17 protein-coding genes and 3 tRNA genes are annotated in these 21,035 nt (G+C 68.9%); 16 read left to right on the top strand and 4 right to left on the bottom strand.

Features of this window, described 5'->3' with window-relative positions; all coding sequences use genetic code 11:
* Positions 1 to 215: 215 nt before the first annotated feature.
* Complete coding sequence (locus ACJ6WD_RS20850) at positions 216 to 878, bottom strand: NAD(P)H-binding protein (RefSeq protein WP_233657573.1); 663 nt, start codon at positions 876 to 878, stop codon at positions 216 to 218.
* Positions 879 to 935: 57 nt separating this feature from the next.
* Entirely contained in the window at positions 936 to 2,189 is a 1,254-nt protein-coding gene (locus tag ACJ6WD_RS20845; RefSeq protein WP_376554784.1) for an amidohydrolase family protein, read from the bottom strand.
* A gap of 181 nt (positions 2,190 to 2,370) precedes the next feature.
* On the opposite strand from ACJ6WD_RS20845, the gene ACJ6WD_RS20840 reads away from it, so the two are divergent.
* From ACJ6WD_RS20840 to ACJ6WD_RS20815, 6 genes are all read left to right on the top strand, one after another.
* Positions 2,371 to 2,443, top strand: a tRNA-Thr gene (locus ACJ6WD_RS20840).
* Positions 2,444 to 2,489: 46 nt separating this feature from the next.
* Positions 2,490 to 2,562, top strand: a tRNA-Met gene (locus tag ACJ6WD_RS20835).
* Positions 2,563 to 2,651: 89 nt separating this feature from the next.
* Positions 2,652 to 2,816: a 50S ribosomal protein L33 gene (rpmG, locus tag ACJ6WD_RS20830; protein ID WP_016578602.1), complete on the top strand. Its 165-nt coding sequence runs from the start codon at positions 2,652 to 2,654 to the stop codon at positions 2,814 to 2,816.
* 85 nt (positions 2,817 to 2,901) lie between these two features.
* Complete coding sequence (locus ACJ6WD_RS20825; protein WP_016578603.1) at positions 2,902 to 3,354, top strand: MaoC family dehydratase N-terminal domain-containing protein; 453 nt, start codon at positions 2,902 to 2,904, stop codon at positions 3,352 to 3,354.
* A 1-nt stretch (position 3,355) separates the two neighbouring features.
* Positions 3,356 to 3,790, top strand: a complete 435-nt coding sequence (locus tag ACJ6WD_RS20820) for a MaoC family dehydratase (protein ID WP_233657575.1) — start codon at positions 3,356 to 3,358, stop codon at positions 3,788 to 3,790.
* Between the two features lie 58 nt (positions 3,791 to 3,848).
* A complete protein-coding gene (locus ACJ6WD_RS20815) occupies positions 3,849 to 4,913 on the top strand; it encodes a UDP-N-acetylmuramate dehydrogenase (RefSeq protein ID WP_233657576.1) in 1,065 nt (354 codons plus the stop codon).
* A 26-nt stretch (positions 4,914 to 4,939) separates the two neighbouring features.
* Here ACJ6WD_RS20815 and ACJ6WD_RS20810 read toward each other — a convergent pair whose 3' ends face one another.
* Entirely contained in the window at positions 4,940 to 5,968 is a 1,029-nt protein-coding gene (locus ACJ6WD_RS20810; RefSeq protein WP_044377241.1) for an adenosine deaminase, read from the bottom strand.
* A 134-nt stretch (positions 5,969 to 6,102) separates the two neighbouring features.
* Positions 6,103 to 7,338, bottom strand: a complete 1,236-nt coding sequence (locus tag ACJ6WD_RS20805) for a pyridoxal phosphate-dependent aminotransferase (RefSeq protein WP_233657577.1) — start codon at positions 7,336 to 7,338, stop codon at positions 6,103 to 6,105.
* A 189-nt stretch (positions 7,339 to 7,527) separates the two neighbouring features.
* On the opposite strand from ACJ6WD_RS20805, the gene ACJ6WD_RS20800 reads away from it, so the two are divergent.
* The 10 genes from ACJ6WD_RS20800 (at position 7,528) to ACJ6WD_RS20755 (ending at position 20,873) form a co-directional block, all read left to right on the top strand.
* Positions 7,528 to 7,600 (top strand) — tRNA-Trp (locus ACJ6WD_RS20800).
* Between the two features lie 108 nt (positions 7,601 to 7,708).
* Complete coding sequence (gene secE, locus ACJ6WD_RS20795; RefSeq protein ID WP_016571041.1) at positions 7,709 to 8,005, top strand: preprotein translocase subunit SecE; 297 nt, start codon at positions 7,709 to 7,711, stop codon at positions 8,003 to 8,005.
* A gap of 72 nt (positions 8,006 to 8,077) precedes the next feature.
* A complete protein-coding gene (gene nusG, locus ACJ6WD_RS20790) occupies positions 8,078 to 8,962 on the top strand; it encodes a transcription termination/antitermination protein NusG (protein WP_016571042.1) in 885 nt (294 codons plus the stop codon).
* 166 nt (positions 8,963 to 9,128) lie between these two features.
* Positions 9,129 to 9,563 carry a 50S ribosomal protein L11 gene (rplK, locus tag ACJ6WD_RS20785; RefSeq protein WP_016571043.1) on the top strand — a complete coding sequence of 145 codons (435 nt, stop codon included), beginning with the start codon at positions 9,129 to 9,131 and terminating at the stop codon, positions 9,561 to 9,563.
* Positions 9,564 to 9,672: 109 nt separating this feature from the next.
* Positions 9,673 to 10,389, top strand: coding sequence for a 50S ribosomal protein L1 (gene rplA, locus ACJ6WD_RS20780; protein ID WP_016571044.1), 717 nt, complete (start codon positions 9,673 to 9,675; stop codon positions 10,387 to 10,389).
* Between the two features lie 213 nt (positions 10,390 to 10,602).
* Positions 10,603 to 11,415, top strand: a complete 813-nt coding sequence (locus ACJ6WD_RS20775; RefSeq protein ID WP_331247730.1) for a hypothetical protein — start codon at positions 10,603 to 10,605, stop codon at positions 11,413 to 11,415.
* A gap of 322 nt (positions 11,416 to 11,737) precedes the next feature.
* On the top strand, positions 11,738 to 12,268 hold the full coding sequence (gene rplJ / locus ACJ6WD_RS20770) for a 50S ribosomal protein L10 (RefSeq protein ID WP_016571046.1): 531 nt from the start codon (positions 11,738 to 11,740) through the stop codon (positions 12,266 to 12,268).
* Between the two features lie 107 nt (positions 12,269 to 12,375).
* Complete coding sequence (gene rplL, locus ACJ6WD_RS20765) at positions 12,376 to 12,762, top strand: 50S ribosomal protein L7/L12 (protein WP_016571047.1); 387 nt, start codon at positions 12,376 to 12,378, stop codon at positions 12,760 to 12,762.
* 628 nt (positions 12,763 to 13,390) lie between these two features.
* Positions 13,391 to 16,876: a DNA-directed RNA polymerase subunit beta gene (gene rpoB, locus ACJ6WD_RS20760; RefSeq protein ID WP_016571048.1), complete on the top strand. Its 3,486-nt coding sequence runs from the start codon at positions 13,391 to 13,393 to the stop codon at positions 16,874 to 16,876.
* 97 nt (positions 16,877 to 16,973) lie between these two features.
* The gene (locus ACJ6WD_RS20755; protein ID WP_233657578.1) at positions 16,974 to 20,873 is read left to right on the top strand and encodes a DNA-directed RNA polymerase subunit beta'; all 3,900 of its coding nucleotides are present in this window, start codon (positions 16,974 to 16,976) and stop codon (positions 20,871 to 20,873) included.
* The last annotated feature ends 162 nt before the right edge of the window (positions 20,874 to 21,035 follow it).

The following is a 21,035-nucleotide window of genomic DNA, read 5'->3' as shown; positions in this document are numbered from 1 at the left end:
CCTTTCGTGTGGTGTCGCGCTCCGGTTCCGCGCCGGGTGAATTTCCGCGGCGCGGCCCTTCGGCGCGCCGCGCCCGCCTCCCCGCCGACACGGGCGCCAGCGGCCGCACAGGCGCCCGACGCCCACCTGGCACCCGGGCGGAGTCGTTGGGGGCGTCACGGGGCGGCAGACGCGCCCTCAGGGCCTTCCGGGGCGCGTTCCGCCGCCGACGCCCCTCAGTGCGACGCCACGTTCCGCACCGCGTCCACCACCGGCACGTCCCCGCCGATCAGCTCCAACGTCCGTCCGGCCGTCCCGGGCTCGTCCAAGAGCGCCGCCAGCACGGCCGCCACGTCGTCCCGCGACACCGCCCCGCGCCCGGTCGCGTCGGCCAACGTCACCTGACCGGTACCGGGGTCGTCGGTGAGCCGACCGGGCCGCAGGATCGTCCAGTCCAGCCCGGCGCGGGCCCGAACGTCGGCATCCGCGGCGCCCTTCGCCCGCAGGTAGGCCGCAAAGACCGGATCGGTGCCCTCCGGCGGCTCCCGGTCCGCACCCATCGACGACACGACCACGAACCGCCGCACCCCCGCCGCCTCGGCCGCGTCCGCGAACAGCGTCGCCGCGCCGCGGTCCACGCTGTCCTTGCGCGCGGCGCCGCTGCCCGGCCCGGCCCCCGCGGCGAAGACGGCCGCGTCCGCACCCTCCAGGTGCCGGGCGACGTCGCCCACCGAGGCCGACTCCAGGTCGCACACCACCGGTTCGGCACCCGCGGCCAGCAGATCGCCGGCCTGTTCCGGCCGCCGGACGATCCCGGCGACCTCGTCCCCGCGCGCGTGCAGCAAACGCTCCAGCCGCAGCGCGATCTGACCATGTCCACCTGCGATGACAATGCGCATGCTGCCGACCGTACGCCGAACCGCCCCGGCACACCGCAGGACCGGCCGGTGCGGCGCTCAGCGCTGTGACTGGCGGGGCAACTCCAGTGCCACGTCCACCGAATCGCAGTACTCGCGCACCGCACTGGTGCGCGCCACCACGCGGCCCCGGTGCACCACGATCCGGCTGTACGCCAACGACAGCACCCCGGCGATCCGTTCTCCGCGCACCGCCAACAACTCCGCCGGGAAGCCCGCCTCGACCCGCACCTCCGGCAGCCCCAGCGTCGCCCGCGCCGCCGAACTCACCGTCTCGTAGGCCGCCTCCGGTGTCGCCTCGCCCAAGGAGGCCAGCAGGTACGCGGCCTCCAACGGGTCGCCGCGCCCCACCGGGTTCGCCGCGTCCCGCAGCGCCCCGCTGCCCGCCGCCACCCGCACCCCGGCCGCCCGCAGCAGGCGCACCGGCGCCGGCCGCGACACCCGGTTGCCGTTCCGTTCCAGGCCCGTGCAGTCGCCCTGCGGCAGGCAGACGACGGTGACGTCGGCGGCCGCCAACTGCTCCGCGATCCGCGCCGCCACGCTCCGCGGCATCCGCGCCATCCCGGCGCACGGCCCGATCGCCACGCCCGGCCGCAGCCCGCCGCACATCGCCGCGAACCGGGCCAGCCGCGCGGGGTCGTCGCCGTCGGTGTGCAGGTCCACCGGGCAGCCGTGCTCGTCGGCCACCTCCAGGACGGTCTCCACGTAGCCGGTCGGATCGGGGTCCAGGTCCGGGCAGCCGCCGATGACCGTGGCGCCCATCTTGACCGCGTCCCGCAGCATCGCCAGCCCGTTCGCGCCGGCCACCCCGGTCAGCACCCGCGGCACCGCCACCGCGGCCAGGTCCGCCAGCCCGCGCAGCGCCCGCCGGGCCCGGAGCACCGCCGCCAGGGCCTGGAGCCCCTGGACGCCGCCGATCCGCACGTGGCTCCGTGACGCGGTCGACCCGTGCCCCAGTTGGAGCAGCGCCGCCTCGGTGGTGCGGCGCTGGATGTCCTCGGCGGAGTCGGAGGCGGGCCCGTCGGCGTCCGCCGTCAGGGCGGTGTCGCAGTGCGCGTGCGGCTCCGCGGGGGCCGGGAGGAGCAGGTAGCCGGCGAGGTCCACCCGGGCGCCCTGCGGGGCGAGGCTGCCGGCCGTGCCGACCGCCTCGATGCGCCCGCCGCCGAGCCGGACGTCCACGGTGCGGCCGTCGGCGAGCCGGGCGCCGCACAGGACCAGTGCGCCGGAATCCGGCCGGGCGTACCGGCCGGCACCCCCGGGCTTCCCCGGCTGCGGCGAACTGCTGTCGGACATCGCGCTCCTCGAAGCCCCGGCGTGCAAGATCACGCGGCGTGGAACCGAGCCTAGGGCGCGGCCCGGAGCGCATCGCGCAGGCGCGAAATAGTCGTACCGGTGTGGTGCGGGGGGTTCTTGGGACGCGACGCGGATACGGATTTCACGTTTGGCGGCGGGCCGTGTAATGTCTTCATCGCTCGCCCCAATAGCTCAGTCGGCAGAGCGTCTCCATGGTAAGGAGAAGGTCTACGGTTCGATTCCGTATTGGGGCTCTGGTGTGTGAGGATCCCGTCTTCGGACGGGGGAATCTCGCACCGCAGCGGTGTAGCTCAGTCGGTAGAGCAAGCGGCTCATAATCGCTGTGTCACCGGTTCAAGTCCGGTCACCGCTACTTACAGTAGCCGATTGTGGGGTCGGTCCTCCGGTCGGCTACTCTTGTATGCATTCGTATCGACTATCCGTCCGTCAAGGAGCACTCACGTGGCTGCCACCGACGTCCGCCCGAAGATCACGCTGGCCTGCGTGGAGTGCAAGGAGCGGAACTACATCACCAAGAAGAACCGGCGCAACGACCCGGACCGCATGGAGATGAAGAAGCACTGCCCGCGTTGCAACGCGCACACCGCGCACCGCGAGACGCGATAACTCAGGCTCGTCTGTGAGGCCGTCCCCATTTCCTGGGGGCGGCCTCGCGGCATTAGCACCATCAGTACAGGGAGGTTGCGAGCCCATGGCGCTCGACCAGTCATTCGTCGGACGCACGTACCCGCCCACCGACCCGTACGAGGTCGGCCGGGAAAAGATCCGCGAATTCGCGGAGGCGATCGGTGACACCAACCCCGCTTACATCGACACCGAAGCCGCCAAGGCGCTCGGTCACTCCGATGTGATCGCCCCGCCGACTTTTGTGTTTGCCATCACGTTCAAGGCCGCCGGGCAGGTCGTCGCCGACCCGCAACTCGGTCTGGACTACAGCCGAGTGGTGCACGGCGACCAGAAGTTCGCCTACCGGCGGCCGGTGCGCGCCGGTGACCGGCTGACCGTGACCTCCACCATCGAGTCGATCCGCTCCATGGCCGGCAACGAGGTCATCGACATCCGCGGCGAGGTGCACGACGAGGCCGGCGAGCACGTCGTGACCGCCATCACCAAGCTCGTCGCCCGGCGCGCCGAGGAGGCCTGACATGACCGCGAAGATCGCCTACGACGACGTCGAGGTCGGCACCGAGCTCCCCGCGCAGGACTTCCCGGTGACCCGCGCCACGCTCGTCCAGTACGCCGGCGCCTCCGGGGATTTCAACCCGATCCACTGGAACGAGAAGTTCGCCAAGGAGGTCGGGCTGCCGGACGTCATCGCGCACGGCATGTTCACCATGGCCGTGGCGGTCCGGGTGGTCACCGACTGGGTCGGCGACCCGGGTGCGGTCGCCGAGTACGGCGTGCGCTTCACCAAGCCCGTCGTCGTGCCCAACGACGAGGACGGCGCGCTGATCGAGGTCAGCGCCACGGTCGCGGCCAAGCTCGACGACGACGAGCGGACCGTCCGGGTGGACCTCACCGCCAAGAGCGCCGACCAGAAGGTGCTGGGCATGTCCCGCGCCGTGGTCCGGCTCGCCTGACGCAGCCGCGCGGGGCGGCCGGCCGGCACCGCCGGGCCGCCCCCGTACCCTTGGCCGGGTGCAGGAACGCCACGTAGAGAACAACGCCCCCCTCGCCCCGCTGACCACCTTCCGGCTCGGCGGCCCCGCGACCCGGCTCGTCACGGCCACCACCGACGACGAGGTGGTCGCGGCCGTCCGCGCGGCGGACGACGCCGGCACCCCGCTGCTGGTCATCGGCGGCGGCAGCAACCTCGTCATCGGCGACAAGGGCTTCGAAGGCACCGCCCTGCGCATCGCCACCCGCGGCTTCGCCCTCGACGGCACCGCGCTGGAGCTCGCCGCGGGCGAGAACTGGTCGGACGCCGTGGGCCGCACCGTCGAGGCCGGGCTGGCCGGCGTCGAGTGCCTGGCCGGCATCCCCGGCTCGGCCGGCGCCACCCCGATCCAGAACGTCGGCGCCTACGGGCAGGACGTCTCCGAGACCCTCACCGAAGTCGTCGCCTACGACCGCCACAGCGGTGAGACCGTCACCCTCTCCCGCGCGCAGTGCGGCTTCTCGTACCGCCACAGCCGCTTCAAGCAGCACCCCGAGCGGTTCGTCGTGCTGCGCGTGCGGTTCGCCCTGGAGGACGCGGACGGGCTCTCCGCGCCCCTGAGGTACGACCAGACGGCCCGTGCCCTCGGCGTCGGCACCGGGGACCGGGTGCCGCTCGCCGTCGCCCGCAAGACCGTCCTGGCGCTGCGGGCCAGCAAGGGCATGGTGCTGGACCCCGACGACCACGACACCTGGTCGGCCGGCTCCTTCTTCACCAACCCCGTCCTCACCGAGGACGAGCACGACGACCTCGTCCGGCGGGTCCACGACCGGCTCGGCCCGGACGCCGCGCCGCCGGCCTTCCCGGACGGCGACGGCCGGGTGAAGACCTCCGCGGCCTGGCTCATCGACCGGGCCGGCTTCACCAAGGGCTACGGCAGCGGCCCGGCCCGGATCTCCACCAAGCACACCCTGGCCCTCACCAACCGCGGCCGGGCCACCACCGAGGACCTGCTCGCGTTGGCCCGCGAGGTCCGCGACGGCGTGCACGACGCCTTCGGGGTGACCCTCGTCAACGAGCCGGTGACGGTCGGCGTCAGCCTGTAGGCGCCCCTGGCCGACCGCCCGGGCCGCTACGGCACCGGGGCGGCCAGCCAGGCGTCGACGTCCGCCAGCACCGCCCGCCGCACCTCCTCGGGCGCGCGGGAGGCCCGCACGGACTGCCGGGCCAGTTCGGCCAACTCGGCGTCGGTGAAGGCGTGCGCGGTGCGCGCGATCTCGTACTGGGCGGCCAGGCGCGCGCCGAACAGCAGCGGGTCGTCGGCGCCCAGCGCCATCGGCACCCCCGCCTCGTAGAACGTCCGCAGCGGCACGTCCTCCTGCTTCCCGTAGACGCCCAGCGCCACATTGGACGCCGGGCACACCTCGCAGGTCACCCCGCGGGACGCCAGCCGGCGCAGCAGCACCGGATCCTCCGCGGCCCGCACCCCGTGCCCGATCCGGGCGGCGTGCAGGTCGTCCAGGCAGTCCCGGACGCTCGCCGGCCCGGACAGCTCGCCGCCGTGCGGCGCGGAGAGCAGGCCGCCGTCCCGGGCGATGGCGAAGGCCCGGTCGAAGTCCCGGGCGAGGCCGCGGCGTTCGTCGTTGGAGAGCCCGAAGCCGACCACCCCGCGGTCGGCGTAGCGCACGGCCAGCCGGGCCAGCGTGCGGGCGTCCAACGGGTGCTTCATCCGGTTCGCCGCCACCAGGACGCGGATGCCCAGCCCGGTGTCGCGGGAGGCCCGGTCCACCGCGTCCAGGATGATCTCCAGGGCCGGGATCAGCCCGCCCAGCCGCGGCGCGTACGAGGTCGGGTCGACCTGGATCTCCAGCCAGCGGGAGCCGTCCCGGACGTCCTCCTGCGCCGCCTCGCGCACCAACCGCTGGATGTCCTCGGGGGAGCGCAGGCAGGACCGTGCGATGTCGTAGAGCCGTTGGAAGCGGAACCAGCCGCGTTCGTCGGTGGCGCTCAGCCGGGGCGGCTTCCCGCTCGTGAGCGCCTCCGGCAGATGGACGCCGTACTTGTCGGCGAGGTCCAGCAGCGTCGCCGGTCGCATCGAGCCGGTGAAGTGCAGGTGCAGGTGGGCCTTCGGCAGTTGACGCAGATCACGAACACGCTCCATCCGCAGATACTGCCGCACCCGCCGCCCGCCGGCATAGGCCCCGCCCCGAACGGAGGGACCACCAAAAAGGCGTGCGGGGCCGGACGACGGTCCGACCCCGCACGCCGAGCGGCTGACCGCGCCGCGCTACGCGGCTACTTCGCCTCCGCCAGCAGCTTCTGGATCCGCGAGACGCCCTCGACCAGGTCCTCGTCGCCCAGGGCGTACGAAAGACGCAGGTAGCCGGGGGTGCCGAAGGCTTCACCCGGGACGACGGCGACCTCCGCCTCCTCCAGGATCAGCTCGGCCAGCTCGACGCTGGACTGCGGGCGCTTGCCGCGGATCTCCTTGCCCAGCAGCCCCTTGACCGACGGGTACGCGTAGAACGCGCCCTCCGGCTCCGGGCAGAGCACGCCGTCGATCTCGTTGAGCATCCGCACGATGGTCTTGCGGCGCCGGTCGAAGGCGACCTTCATCTCCTCGACGGCCGCCAGGTCACCGCTGACCGCCGCGATGGCCGCGACCTGCGCCACGTTGGAGACGTTGGAGGTGGCGTGCGACTGGAGGTTGGTGGCCGCCTTGATGACGTCCTTGGGGCCGATGGCCCAGCCCACCCGCCAGCCGGTCATCGCGTACGTCTTCGCCACGCCGTTGACGACGATGCACTTCTCGCGCAGCTCCGGCACCACGACCGGCAGCGAGGAGAACTCCGCGTCGCCGTAGACGAGGTGCTCGTAGATCTCGTCGGTCAGCACCCACAGGCCGTGCTCGGCGGCCCAGCGGCCGATCGCCTCGACCTGCTCGCGGGGGTAGACCGCACCGGTCGGGTTCGACGGCGAGACGAACAGCAGCACCTTGGTGCGCTCGGTGCGGGCCGCCTCCAACTGCTCGACGGAGACCCGGTATCCGGTGGTCTCGTCGGCGACCACGTCGACCGGCACACCGCCCGCGAGCCGGATCGACTCGGGGTAGGTGGTCCAGTACGGCGCCGGGACGATGACCTCGTCGCCCGGGTCCAGGATGGCCGCGAACGCCTCGTAGATGGCCTGCTTGCCACCGTTGGTGACCAGGACGTTCGCGGCTTCGATCTCGTAGCCGGAGTCGCGCAGCGTCTTCGCCGCGATCGCCGACTTGAGCTCGGGGAGGCCGCCGGCGGGGGTGTAGCGGTGGAACTTCGGGTTGCGGCAGGCCTCGACCGCCGCCTCGACGATGTAGTCGGGCGTGGGGAAGTCGGGCTCGCCGGCGCCGAAGCCGATCACCGGACGCCCGGCGGCCTTGAGGGCCTTGGCCTTGGCGTCGACGGCGAGGGTGGCGGACTCGGAGATCGAACCGACGCGCACGGAAACCCGGCGGTCGGCGGGGGACGATGCAGAGGGAGTGGCAGCGCTCATAGGGGCATCGTTGCAGACCGGGCGCGACCGCGTTGCACGGGTTTGCAGGGCGGTACGGGAGGTTCCTGTTCGACGCCCGGCCCCGAACCACGTACACTCGCTGACCGTTGGCTCCCACCGGGTCGCCGCGGCGCACGATGACACGACATAGTGCAGTCGTCCGCATGCGGTAGGTTGGGGGAACCACAAAGGGTCGTAGCTCAATTGGTAGAGCACTGGTCTCCAAAACCAGCGGTTGGGGGTTCAAGTCCCTCCGGCCCTGCTACACGCACTGTCATCACCGAGTGCGTGCACGCGTACGTACGAAATGCACCGCCGTGCGGCCGGGCCGGGCGCGGCACGGCCACGACCCGGATTCAGGTGAGGACGAGTGACGGACGCCCTGGGCTCCATCGACATGCCTGAGCGCGGTCGTTCCGAAGAGGACGCCGCGGAATCCGAGAAGAAGCCCCGCCGCGGTGGCAAGCGCGGCAAGAAGGGGCCCTTCGCACGGCTCGCGCTCTTCTACCGTCAGGTCATCGCGGAACTGCGTAAGGTCGTCTGGCCGACGCGCAGCCAGCTGTCGTCGTACACCACCGTGGTGATCGTCTTCGTGGCCATCGTCATCGGTCTCGTAACCGTGATTGACTTGGGAATCAACCGAGTCGTCGGGTACGTCTTCGGCTGATCCCGCGGAGGGTGCCTCTGCGGGGCGGCCCTTCGCACGTTCAACCCCTTGAAGCAAGGAAGAAGCAGCCACGTGTCTGACCCGAACCTGAACGACGCCGCCAAGCCCGTCGCGGCTGCAGAGGCCGAGGTTGACGAGGCCGTCTCGGCCGAGGTCGAGGGGGAGGCTGCGGCCATCGCTGACGAGGACGCCGCCGCGGACATCGTCGCGGGCGCGGACGACGTCGACGAGCTGGACGCCGAGGACGCCGACGCCGGCGAGCCCGCCGAGGCGGCCGCCGTGCACGTCGAGGACGAGGAGGCCGACGAGGCTTCCGAGGACGTCGAGGAGCAGGAGCCGGTCGACCCGGTGGCCGCCCTCCGTGACGAGCTGCGCGGGCTCCCCGGCGAGTGGTACGTCATCCACACCTACGCGGGCTACGAGAACCGCGTGAAGACCAACCTCGAACAGCGCGCCGTGTCGCTGAACGTCGAGGACTACATCTTCCAGGCCGAGGTGCCGCAGGAAGAGGTAGTGCAGATCAAGAACGGTGACCGCCGTACCGTCCGCCAGAACAAGCTTCCGGGCTACGTGCTGGTGCGCATGGACCTGACCAACGAGTCCTGGGGCGTCGTCCGCAACACCCCGGGCGTCACCGGCTTCGTCGGCAACGCCTACGACCCGTACCCGCTGACCCTGGACGAGATCGTCAAGATGCTCGCGCCGGAGGCGGAGGAGAAGGCCGCCAAGGAGGCCGCCGCGGCCGAGGGCAAGCCGGCGCCGTCCCGCAAGGTCGAGGTCCAGGTGCTGGACTTCGAGGTGGGCGACTCCGTCACCGTCACCGACGGTCCGTTCGCGACGCTGCAGGCCACGATCAACGAGATCAACGCCGACTCGAAGAAGGTCAAGGGTCTGGTGGAGATCTTCGGCCGCGAGACCCCGGTCGAGCTGAGCTTCGACCAGATCCAGAAGAACTAGGTTCTTCCGGACCTCCAGCCACCGACCAGGTCAGACCGGCGCAGAGCCGGTCTGACCTGCGCGGTTTTTGGCCGCACGACAGTACCCGTTATCGTGGTGCGGTATGCCTCCATCCGGATGACCGGATTGCGGGGCGAACCACCTCTCACTAGGACCCGGAGAGAGCATGCCTCCCAAGAAGAAGAAGGTCACGGGGCTTATCAAGCTCCAGATCCAGGCCGGTGCCGCGAACCCGGCTCCGCCGGTCGGCCCCGCGCTGGGTCAGCACGGCGTCAACATCATGGAGTTCTGCAAGGCCTACAACGCCGCGACCGAGTCGCAGCGTGGCATGGTCGTGCCGGTGGAGATCACGGTCTACGAAGACCGTTCCTTCACCTTCGTCACCAAGACCCCGCCGGCCGCGAAGCTCATCCTGAAGGCCGCGGGCGTGGAGAAGGGCTCCGGCGAGCCGCACAAGACCAAGGTCGCCAAGATCACCGAGGCGCAGGTCCGCGAGATCGCCACGACCAAGATGCCCGACCTGAACGCCAACGACCTGGACGCCGCGTCGAAGATCATCGCCGGCACCGCCCGTTCCATGGGCATCACGGTCGAGGGCTGATCCTCAGCTCGTCACGGCCGTGCGGCGCACGCCGCACGTTGGCTCAGCCCGTGGCAGGACCAGGCGCTGGTCCGTACCACGACTCCACCCCACTGCATCAGGAGCAGAAGTGAAGCGCAGCAAGACTCTTCGCAACGCGGACGCGAAGATCGACCGGGAGCGTCTGTACGCCCCGCTCGAGGCCGTCCGTCTCGCCAAGGACACCACGTCCGCCAAGTTCGACGCGACCGTCGAGGTTGCCATGCGTCTGGGCGTCGACCCGCGCAAGGCCGACCAGATGGTCCGTGGCACCGTGAACCTCCCGCACGGCACCGGTAAGACCGCCCGGGTCCTGGTCTTCGCGACCGGTGACCGTGCTGCGGCCGCGGAAGCCGCCGGCGCCGACATCGTCGGCTCGGACGAACTGATCGACGAGGTCTCCAAGGGCCGTCTGGACTTCGACGCCGTCGTCGCCACCCCGGACCTCATGGGCAAGGTCGGCCGCCTCGGCCGCGTGCTCGGTCCCCGTGGTCTGATGCCGAACCCGAAGACCGGCACCGTCACGCCGGACGTCGCGAAGGCCGTCACCGACATCAAGGGCGGCAAGATCGAGTTCCGCGTCGACAAGCACTCCAACCTCCACTTCATCATCGGCAAGGTGTCCTTCGACGACACCAAGCTGGTGGAGAACTACGCCGCGGCGCTGGAGGAGATCAGCCGTCTGAAGCCGTCCGCCGCCAAGGGCCGCTACATCAAGAAGACGACGATCAGCACCACCATCGGCCCCGGCATCCCGGTGGACCCCAACCGCACCCGCAACCTCCTCGTCGAGGACGAGGCCGTCTGATCTCACTGATCGACGCCTCGTAGCGCGTGACGCGTTACTTACAGGCCCCGCTCTCCCCAGGGAGGGCGGGGCCTGACGCGTTCCTCGCCGGGCCTGGCGCACGGGCTGTCGGGGGTCTGCACTACAGTCGCCACCGAGGTCCATAAAAAGATCTAAGGGGGAGCCTCAGTGCGCACCACGCGTATTGCCGTCGCCGTTGCGGCGGGAGTTGTCATGATGGCCGGCCTGACCGCTTGTAACGGCGGCGGCGACAAGAGCAACGGCACCGGCGGTGGCAGCGCCAGCGGTGGCAGCAACGACGCGGCGGGGGCGAAGTCCCCGCTGGACGCGGCGCTCGCCTCGCTGAAGGCGGCCTCGCAGCAGACGAACGGCAAGAACTCCGCCAAGGTCGAGGGCACCACCAAGAACGGCGCGATGACCCAGACCATGAAGGGCGCGATGGACTGGGCGTCCGGCATGCACATGTCGGTGGACATCACCCAGGCCGGCGGTCCGATGGGCGGCTCCGGCAAGCCCATGAAGGCGCTGTACACGCCGGACGCGATGTACATGAACATGGGCATGCCCATGGCCGGCAAGAACTGGATCAAGTACGACTACGACGTCATGGCCAAGAAGATGGGCGCGGCCGGCGCCCTCATGAAGGACATGATGAACAACAACAACCCGGGCCGGTCGGTGGACCTGCTGATCGCCTCGGGCAAGGTCAAGGAAGTCGGCAAGGAAGACGTCCGCGGCGTCCAGGCCACCCACTACAGCGGCACGCTCTCGGTGAGCGAGCTGACCCGCATGCAGACGAAGAACGTCAGCGAGGCGGACCTGAAGGCCCTGGAAGGGCAGCTGCAGGCGCTCGGCGCCAAGAACGAGACCATCGACCTCTGGGTCAGCTCGGACAACCTGCTGGTCAAGAAGCACGAGCAGATGGACGCCAAGTCGCCGTACGACTCGACGGTCTACTACTCGGACTACGGCACCAAGGTCTCGGTGACGCCGCCGCCGGCGAGCGACACCACCGAGTACAAGTGAGTCCGCTGCGTTAAAAGTCCACTGGTGAGCGGGGGTCCGGGGCGCGTTCCCGGTGCCCCCGCTCAGCCGATTTGCTCCGGCCCAGGTCGTTCCCGTACGGTGTCCCGGAAGCCAAAGACCGCTGGTTGTCTCTGTGCGTCCGATCCCGGACGCGCGGCGGCCGAAGGATCCGCTAGCTGCGGACGGCCTGCGCAGGTTGTGTGGAGAAACTCCCGGACAGTTTTCTGACTGGTTGAGTGACGCCCCGTGCCCTGCGCCGGGGCGTTTGTTTTGCCCAGCCCCTTCTGCGCGGTCCTCATCACCCGGAAGGAGGCCGAGGCTCATGGCGAGGCCCGACAAGGTCGCAGCAGTCGACGAGATTGCCGAGAAGTTCCGCAACTCGAACGCCGCTGTTGTGACCGCGTACACCGGTCTTACCGTTGCGCAGATCAAGGATCTGCGCCGTTCGCTCGGTGAGAACGCTCAGTACCGTGTGGTGAAGAACACGCTGACCAAGATCGCGGCCCAGGAGGCCGGGATCTCTGTGCTGGACGAGCACCTCAGTGGCTCGACGGCCGTCGCCTTCGTGACCGGTGACCCGGTTGAGGCGGCGAAGGGTCTTCGTGACTTCGCCAAGGAGAACCAGAACCTCGTCATCAAGGGCGGTGTCCTTGACGGCAAGGCGCTGTCCGCCGACGAGATCAAGAAGCTTGCGGACCTCGAGTCCCGCGAGGTTCTGCTCGCCAAGCTGGCGGGCGCCATGAAGGGCAAGCAGTCCCAGGCTGCCGCGCTCTTCCAGGCGCTCCCGTCGAAGTTCGTCCGCACCGCGGAAGCGCTTCGCGCCAAGAAGGCCGAGCAGGGCGGTGCCGAGTAATTCGGCTCGCGTCATGATCCGCGCCATTCCGGCGCGGGTTACAGCGGGCCGCACGCCCGCCGAAATGTACATCCGGCACCAGCCGAATTAGTGGAAGGACCGCCATCATGGCGAAGCTCAGCCAGGAAGACCTGCTTGCCCAGTTCGACGAGATGACCCTCATCGAGCTCGCCGAGTTCGTGAAGGCCTTCGAGGAGCGCTTCGACGTCACCGCCGCCGCCCCGGCCGCCGTCGTCGCCGCCGGTGCCCCCGGTGCCCCGGCCGCCGCCGCCGAGGAGGAGCAGGACGAGTTCGACGTCATCCTCACCGGTGCCGGCGAGAAGAAGATCCAGGTCATCAAGGTCGTGCGTGAGCTGACCTCCCTCGGCCTGAAGGAGGCCAAGGACCTGGTCGACGGCACCCCGAAGCCGGTCCTGGAGAAGGTCGCCAAGGACGCCGCGGACAAGGCCGCCGAGGCCCTCAAGGGCGCCGGCGCCTCCGTCGAGGTCAAGTGACCTTGGTGAGTCTCTGACTCCCGTCCGCTGCGCCTGAGGGTGTAACGCGGACACCGCGAAGGGCGATCACCCATACGGGTGGTCGCCCTTCCGCGTACCCGCCCCGGCTGCGTTGCCCCGCGACCGAGTGCGAGTATGGTGATCTTCGTTGTCCGGACGCACCTCGGTGTGACGATCTCCCAGAGGCGGGGGGCCTTGACGAACCGGACGCGGCGCGCAATTCTCGGGACGCGACGCAGAAGCGGTCCAGGGTTCGAGGCATGGATCGCGGACGAAGAGGGAAGCATCGGTGTGCGCCACTGGCGCAGGGCTTTCGGCAGGCGCAGGGCATTGGGCGTAGAGAAGAACAACGAGGCGCACCTCCGTTGCGGAGGGCATCACCTCCCGGAGGGAGAAGATCGGCACACGGTGCGGTACCGGTCTCCGGAAACTCGCTCTGGACATCAGTGGGCCATGTGGCTACACTGACCCTTTGCGCTGCCTGTTAGCTGCTCCCTGCCCGTCACCAGGGGCATACCCGAGCCCGAGCAAAGCTGACTGACCCGCCCTGACCTGGGCTTTCCGCCGCTTTGCTCGATTCGGGACCGGTACGCGCGTAGTGAGTCCGAGCCCTCGGAAGGACCCCCTCTTGGCCGCCTCGCGCAACGCCTCGACTGCCAATACGAACAACGGCGACAGCACCGCCCCGCTGCGCATCTCTTTTGCGAAGATCAAGGAGCCCCTCGGGGTTCCGAACCTCCTTGCGCTGCAGACCGAAAGCTTCGACTGGCTGCTCGGCAATGCCGCATGGAAGGGTCGCGTCGAGGCTGCGCTGGAGAGTGGGCAGGAAGTTCCCACCAAGTCCGGTCTGGAAGAGATCTTCGAAGAGATCTCCCCGATCGAGGACTTCTCCGGGTCGATGTCGCTGACTTTCCGCGACCACCGCTTCGAGCCTCCGAAGAACTCCATCGACGAGTGCAAGGAGCGCGACTTCACGTACGCGGCTCCGCTCTTCGTCACCGCGGAGTTCACCAACAACGAGACCGGCGAGATCAAGTCCCAGACGGTCTTCATGGGCGACTTCCCGCTCATGACCAACAAGGGCACCTTCGTCATCAACGGCACCGAGCGTGTCGTGGTGTCGCAGCTGGTCCGCTCGCCGGGTGTGTACTTCGACAGCTCGATCGACAAGACGTCCGACAAGGACATCTTCTCCGCCAAGATCATCCCGTCCCGGGGTGCCTGGCTGGAGATGGAGATCGACAAGCGCGACATGGTCGGTGTGCGCATCGACCGCAAGCGCAAGCAGTCCGTGACCGTCCTGCTCAAGGCGCTCGGTTGGACCACCGAGCAGATCCTCGAGGAGTTCGGCGAGTACGAGTCGATGCGCGCCACCCTGGAGAAGGACCACACCCAGGGCCAGGACGACGCGCTGCTCGACATCTACCGCAAGCTGCGTCCGGGCGAGCCGCCGACCCGCGAGGCCGCGCAGACGCTGCTGGAGAACCTCTACTTCAACCCCAAGCGCTACGACCTCGCGAAGGTCGGCCGCTACAAGGTCAACAAGAAGCTCGGCGGCGACGAGCCGCTGGACGCCGGCGTGCTGACGACCGATGACGTCATCGCCACGATCAAGTACCTGGTCAAGCTGCACGCTGGCGAGACCGAGACGATCGGCGAGAACGGCAACAGCATCGTTGTCGAGACCGACGACATCGACCACTTCGGCAACCGCCGCCTGCGCAACGTCGGCGAGCTGATCCAGAACCAGGTCCGTACGGGTCTCGCCCGTATGGAGCGCGTCGTGCGCGAGCGCATGACCACCCAGGACGTCGAGGCGATCACGCCGCAGACCCTGATCAACATCCGGCCGGTCGTCGCCTCCATCAAGGAGTTCTTCGGCACCAGCCAGCTGTCCCAGTTCATGGACCAGACCAACCCGCTGTCGGGTCTGACCCACAAGCGCCGCCTGTCGGCGCTGGGCCCGGGTGGTCTCTCCCGTGAGCGGGCCGGTCTGGACGTCCGTGACGTGCACCCGTCGCACTACGGCCGCATGTGCCCGATCGAGACGCCCGAAGGCCCGAACATCGGTCTGATCGGTTCGCTCGCGTCCTACGGCCGGGTCAACGTCTTCGGCTTCATCGAGACGCCGTACCGCAAGGTCGTCGACGGCCAGGTCACGGAGGAGGTGGACTACCTCACCGCGGACGAGGAGGACCGCTTCCTCATCGCCCAGGCCAACGCCAAGCTCAGCGAGGACCTGCGCTTCTCCGAGCAGCGTGTGCTGGTCCGTCGTCGTGGCGGCGAGGTCGACCTCGTCCCCGCCGACGAGGTGCACTACATGGACGTCTCGCCGCGCCAGATGGTGTCGGCCGCGACCGCCATGATCCCGTTCCTCGAGCACGACGACGCCAACCGCGCGCTCATGGGATCGAACATGATGCGCCAGGCCGTTCCGCTGATCAAGGCGGAGTCGCCGCTGGTCGGCACCGGCATGGAGTACCGCTGCGCGGTCGACGCCGGCGACGTCATCAAGGCCGAGAAGAACGGTGTGGTCCAGGAGGTCTCCGCGGACTACATCACCGTCGCCAACGACGACGGCACGTACACCACGTACCGCGTCGCCAAGTTCACCCGCTCCAACCAGGGCACCTCCTTCAACCAGAAGGTCGTCGTGGACGAGGGCGCGCGGGTCATCGAGGGCCAGGTCCTCGCCGACGGTCCGTCCACGGACGAGGGCGAGATGGCGCTCGGCAAGAACCTGCTCGTGGCGTTCATGCCGTGGGAGGGTCACAACTACGAGGACGCGATCATCCTGTCGCAGCGCCTCGTGCAGGACGACGTCCTCTCCTCGATCCACATCGAGGAGCACGAGGTCGACGCCCGTGACACCAAGCTCGGCCCCGAGGAGATCACCCGGGACATCCCGAACGTCTCCGAGGAGGTCCTCTCCGACCTCGACGAGCGCGGCATCATCCGGATCGGTGCCGAGGTCGTCGCCGGCGACATCCTCGTCGGCAAGGTCACGCCCAAGGGCGAGACCGAGCTGACCCCCGAGGAGCGCCTGCTCCGCGCGATCTTCGGTGAGAAGGCGCGCGAGGTCCGTGACACCTCGCTGAAGGTGCCGCACGGCGAGATCGGCAAGGTCATCGGCGTCCGCGTCTTCGACCGTGAGGAGGGCGACGAGCTGCCCCCGGGCGTGAACCAGCTGGTCCGCGTCTACGTCGCGCAGAAGCGCAAGATCACCGACGGTGACAAGCTCGCCGGCCGCCACGGCAACAAGGGCGTCATCTCGAAGATCCTGCCGGTCGAGGACATGCCGTTCATGGAGGACGGCACCCCGGTCGACATCATCCTCAACCCGCTGGGCGTCCCGTCCCGCATGAACCCGGGACAGGTCCTGGAGATCCACCTCGGCTGGCTCGCCAGCCAGGGCTGGGACGTCTCCAGCCTCGGTGAGGAGTGGGCCCAGCGCCTGCAGTCCATCGCCGCCGACCAGGTCGAGCCGCGCACCAACGTCGCGACCCCGGTCTTCGACGGCGCCCGCGAGGACGAGCTGGCCGGTCTGCTGGAGAACACCCGCCCCAACCGCGACGGCGACCGCATGGTCCTGCCGTCCGGCAAGGCGCGGATGTTCGACGGCCGTTCCGGTGAGCCGTTCCCGGACCCGATCTCCGTCGGGTACATGTACATCCTCAAGCTCCACCACCTGGTCGACGACAAGCTGCACGCCCGCTCGACCGGTCCGTACTCGATGATCACCCAGCAGCCGCTGGGCGGTAAGGCTCAGTTCGGTGGCCAGCGCTTCGGTGAGATGGAGGTGTGGGCGCTGGAGGCTTACGGCGCCGCGTACGCCCTCCAGGAGCTGCTGACGATCAAGTCCGACGACGTCACCGGCCGCGTGAAGGTCTACGAGGCCATCGTCAAGGGCGAGAACATCCCCGAGCCCGGCATCCCCGAGTCCTTCAAGGTGCTCATCAAGGAGATGCAGTCCCTGTGCCTCAACGTGGAGGTGCTGTCCTCGGACGGCATGTCCATCGAGATGCGCGACACCGACGAGGACGTCTTCCGCGCTGCGGAGGAGCTCGGCATCGACCTGTCCCGGCGCGAGCCGAGCAGCGTCGAAGAGGTCTGACGGGAGTTCCGGTAGGGGCCCAGGAACGGGCCCCTACCGACCCCGCGACCCCCGTTTCAGACCACAGACTTACAACCCTGAGAGGGATTGACGCATAGTGCTCGACGTCAACTTCTTCGATGAGCTCCGGATCGGTCTGGCCACCGCTGACGACATCCGTCAGTGGAGCCACGGCGAGGTCAAGAAGCCCGAGACCATCAACTACCGCACCCTGAAGCCCGAAAAGGACGGACTCTTCTGCGAGAAGATCTTCGGTCCGACCCGGGACTGGGAGTGCTACTGCGGCAAGTACAAGCGCGTCCGCTTCAAGGGCATCATCTGCGAGCGCTGTGGCGTCGAGGTCACGCGCGCCAAGGTGCGTCGTGAGCGGATGGGCCACATCGAGCTGGCCGCTCCCGTGACCCACATCTGGTACTTCAAGGGTGTGCCGAGCCGGCTGGGCTACCTGCTGGACCTCGCGCCCAAGGACCTTGAGAAGGTCATCTACTTCGCCGCCTACATGATCACGTGGGTGGACGAGGAGCGCCGTACGCGCGACCTGCCCTCGCTGGAGGCGCACGTCTCCGTCGAGCGTCAGCAGATCGAGCAGCGCCGCGACTCCGACCTGGAGGCCCGCGCCAAGAAGCTCGAGACCGACCTGGCCGAGCTTGAGGCCGAGGGCGCCAAGGCCGACGCGCGCCGCAAGGTGCGCGAGGGTGCCGAGCGCGAGATGAAGCAGCTGCGCGACCGCGCGCAGCGCGAGATCGACCGTCTCGACGAGGTCTGGAGCCGCTTCAAGAACCTCAAGGTCCAGGACCTGGAGGGCGACGAGCTCCTCTACCGCGAGCTGCGTGACCGCTTCGGCACGTACTTCGACGGCTCCATGGGCGCCGCCGCGCTGCAGAAGCGCCTGGAGACCTTCGACCTCGACGAGGAGGCCGAGCGCCTCCGCGAGATCATCCGGACCGGCAAGGGCCAGAAGAAGACCCGTGCGCTCAAGCGCCTGAAGGTCGTCTCCGCCTTCCTGCAGACCCGCAACAGCCCCAAGGGCATGGTGCTGGACTGCATCCCGGTCATCCCGCCGGACCTGCGTCCGATGGTGCAGCTGGACGGTGGCCGCTTCGCGACCTCCGACCTGAACGACCTGTACCGCCGCGTCATCAACCGCAACAACCGCCTGAAGCGGCTTCTCGACCTCGGCGCGCCCGAGATCATCGTGAACAACGAGAAGCGCATGCTCCAGGAGGCCGTCGACGCGCTCTTCGACAACGGCCGTCGCGGTCGCCCGGTGACGGGCCCCGGCAACCGTCCGCTGAAGTCCCTCAGCGACATGCTGAAGGGCAAGCAGGGTCGATTCCGTCAGAACCTGCTCGGCAAGCGTGTGGACTACTCCGCGCGTTCCGTCATCGTCGTCGGCCCGCAGCTGAAGCTGCACCAGTGCGGTCTGCCCAAGGCCATGGCGCTGGAGCTCTTCAAGCCGTTCGTGATGAAGCGCCTGGTGGACCTCAACCACGCGCAGAACATCAAGTCGGCGAAGCGCATGGTCGAGCGTGGCCGCACCGTGGTGTACGACGTCCTCGAAGAGGTCATCGCCGAGCACCCGGTGCTGCTGAACCGTGCACCCACCCTGCACCGCCTCGGCATCCAGGCCTTCGAGCCGCAGCTGGTCGAGGGCAAGGCCATCCAGATCCACCCGCTCGTCTGCACCGCGTTCAACGCGGACTTCGACGGTGACCAGATGGCCGTCCACCTGCCGCTCTCCGCGGAGGCGCAGGCCGAGGCACGCATCCTGATGCTGTCCTCGAACAACATCCTCAAGCCGGCCGATGGCCGTCCGGTCACCATGCCGACCCAGGACATGGTGCTGGGCCTCTTCTTCCTCACCACGGACGAGGAGGAGCGCGAGGTCAAGGGTGAGGGCCGCTCGTTCTCCTCGGTCTCCGAGGCGATCATGGCCTTCGACGCCCGCGAGCTCTCGCTCCAGGCGAAGGTGGACATCCGCTTCCCGATCGGCACGGTGCCGCCGCGCGGCTGGACCCCGCCGGCCCCGGTCGAGGGCGAGCCGGAGTGGCAGCAGGGCGACAGCTTCCGGCTGCGGACGACCCTGGGCCGCGCGCTCTTCAACGAGCTGCTGCCCGAGGACTACCCGTTCGTCGACTACTCGGTGGGCAAGAAGCAGCTCTCCGCGATCGTCAACGACCTGGCCGAGCGCTACCCGAAGGTCATCGTGGCGGCGACGCTCGACAACCTGAAGGCGTCCGGCTTCTACTGGGCCACCCGTTCCGGCGTCACCGTCGCCGTCTCCGACATCGTCGTGCCGGAGGCCAAGAAGGGCATCGTCGCCGGCTACGAGGCGCAGGACGAGAAGGTCCAGAAGCAGTACGAGCGCGGTCTGATCACCAAGGACGAGCGCACGCAGGAACTCATCAACATCTGGACCAAGGCGACCAACGAGGTTGCCGAGGCGATGAATGAGAACTTCCCGAAGACCAACCCCATCTTCATGATGGTGGACTCGGGTGCGCGCGGAAACATGATGCAGATGCGTCAGATCGCGGGTATGCGTGGTCTGGTGTCGAACGCCAAGAACGAGACGATCCCGCGTCCGATCAAGGCGTCGTTCCGCGAGGGCCTGACCGTGCTGGAGTACTTCATCTCCACCCACGGTGCCCGTAAGGGTCTCGCCGACACCGCCCTGCGTACCGCCGACTCCGGTTACCTCACCCGTCGTCTGGTCGACGTCTCCCAGGACGTCATCATCCGCGAGGAGGACTGCGGCACCGAGCGCGGCCTGAAGCTGCGGATCGGTTCGAAGGGCGCGGACGGCATCCTGCGCAAGGCGGACGACGTCGAGTCCTCCGTGTACGCGCGGATGCTCGCCGAGGACGTCGTGGTCGACGGCAAGGTCATCGCCCCGGCCAACGTCGACCTCGGTGACGTGCTGATCGACCAGCTGATCGCGCACGGCGTGGAGGAGGTCAAGACCCGCTCGGTCCTGACCTGTGAGTCCGCGGTCGGTACCTGCGCCTTCTGCTACGGCCGTTCGCTGGCCACCGGCAAGCTGGTCGACATCGGTGAGGCGGTCGGCATCATCGCCGCCCAGTCCATCGGTGAGCCCGGCACCCAGCTGACGATGCGTACCTTCCACACCGGTGGTGTGGCCGGTGACGACATCACCCTGGGTCTGCCGCGTGTCGTCGAGCTCTTCGAGGCCCGTACGCCCAAGGGCGTCGCCCCGATCTCGGAGGCGGCCGGCCGCGTCCGGATCGAGGAGACCGAGAAGACCAAGAAGGTCATCGTCACGCCGGACGACGGCAGCGACGAGACGGCCTACCCGGTCTCCAAGCGTGCTCGCATGCTGGTGACCGAGGGTGACCACGTGCAGGTCGGCCAGCCGCTGACCGTCGGTGCGATCAACCCGCACGACGTGCTGCGGATCCTGGGTCAGCGTGCCGTCCAGGTCCACCTGGTCGGCGAGGTCCAGAAGGTTTACAACAGCCAGGGCGTGGCGATCCACGACAAGCACATCGAGATCATCATCCGGCAGATGCTGCGCCGCGTGACGATCATCGAGTCCGGCGACGCGGAGCTGCTGCCGGGCGAGCTCGTGGAGCGCTCGAAGTTCGAGGGCGAGAACCGTCGCGTGGTGGCGGAAGGCGGCCACCCGGCCTCCGGCCGTCCGCAGCTGATGGGTATCACCAAGGCTTCGCTGGCGACGGAATCCTGGCTGTCGGCCGCCTCCTTCCAGGAGACGACCCGAGTGCTGACGGACGCGGCGATCAACGCCAAGTCCGACAGCCTCATCGGCCTCAAGGAGAACGTCATCATCGGTAAGCTCATCCCGGCCGGTACGGGCCTGTCCCGCTACCGCAACATCCGGGTCGAGCCCACCGAGGAGGCCAAGGCCGCGATGTACTCGGCCGTCGGTTACGACGACATCGACTACTCGCCCTTCGGCACCGGTTCCGGCCAGGCGGTCCCGCTGGAGGACTACGACTACGGTCCGTACAACCAGTAAGGCCAGATGCGCCTTCGCAGGGCGGTCACCCCAACGGGGTGGCCGCCCTGCGGCGTTCGGCGGGCCGCGGGAACTTGTCCTCCCATTGCCGCGTCTGTGATGAGAGGATGGGGACAACTGTTGAGCGGGGGGAGGTTCGCGACATGGCATTCCAGCCGTGGC

This window comes from Streptomyces sp. VTCC 41912, from assembly GCF_045799175.1.
Taxonomy (GTDB): Bacteria; Actinomycetota; Actinomycetes; order Streptomycetales; family Streptomycetaceae; genus Streptomyces; species Streptomyces albulus_C.
The sequence above is the reverse complement of the archived record's forward strand: the minus strand, read 5'-3'. Positions and strand labels throughout refer to the sequence as shown.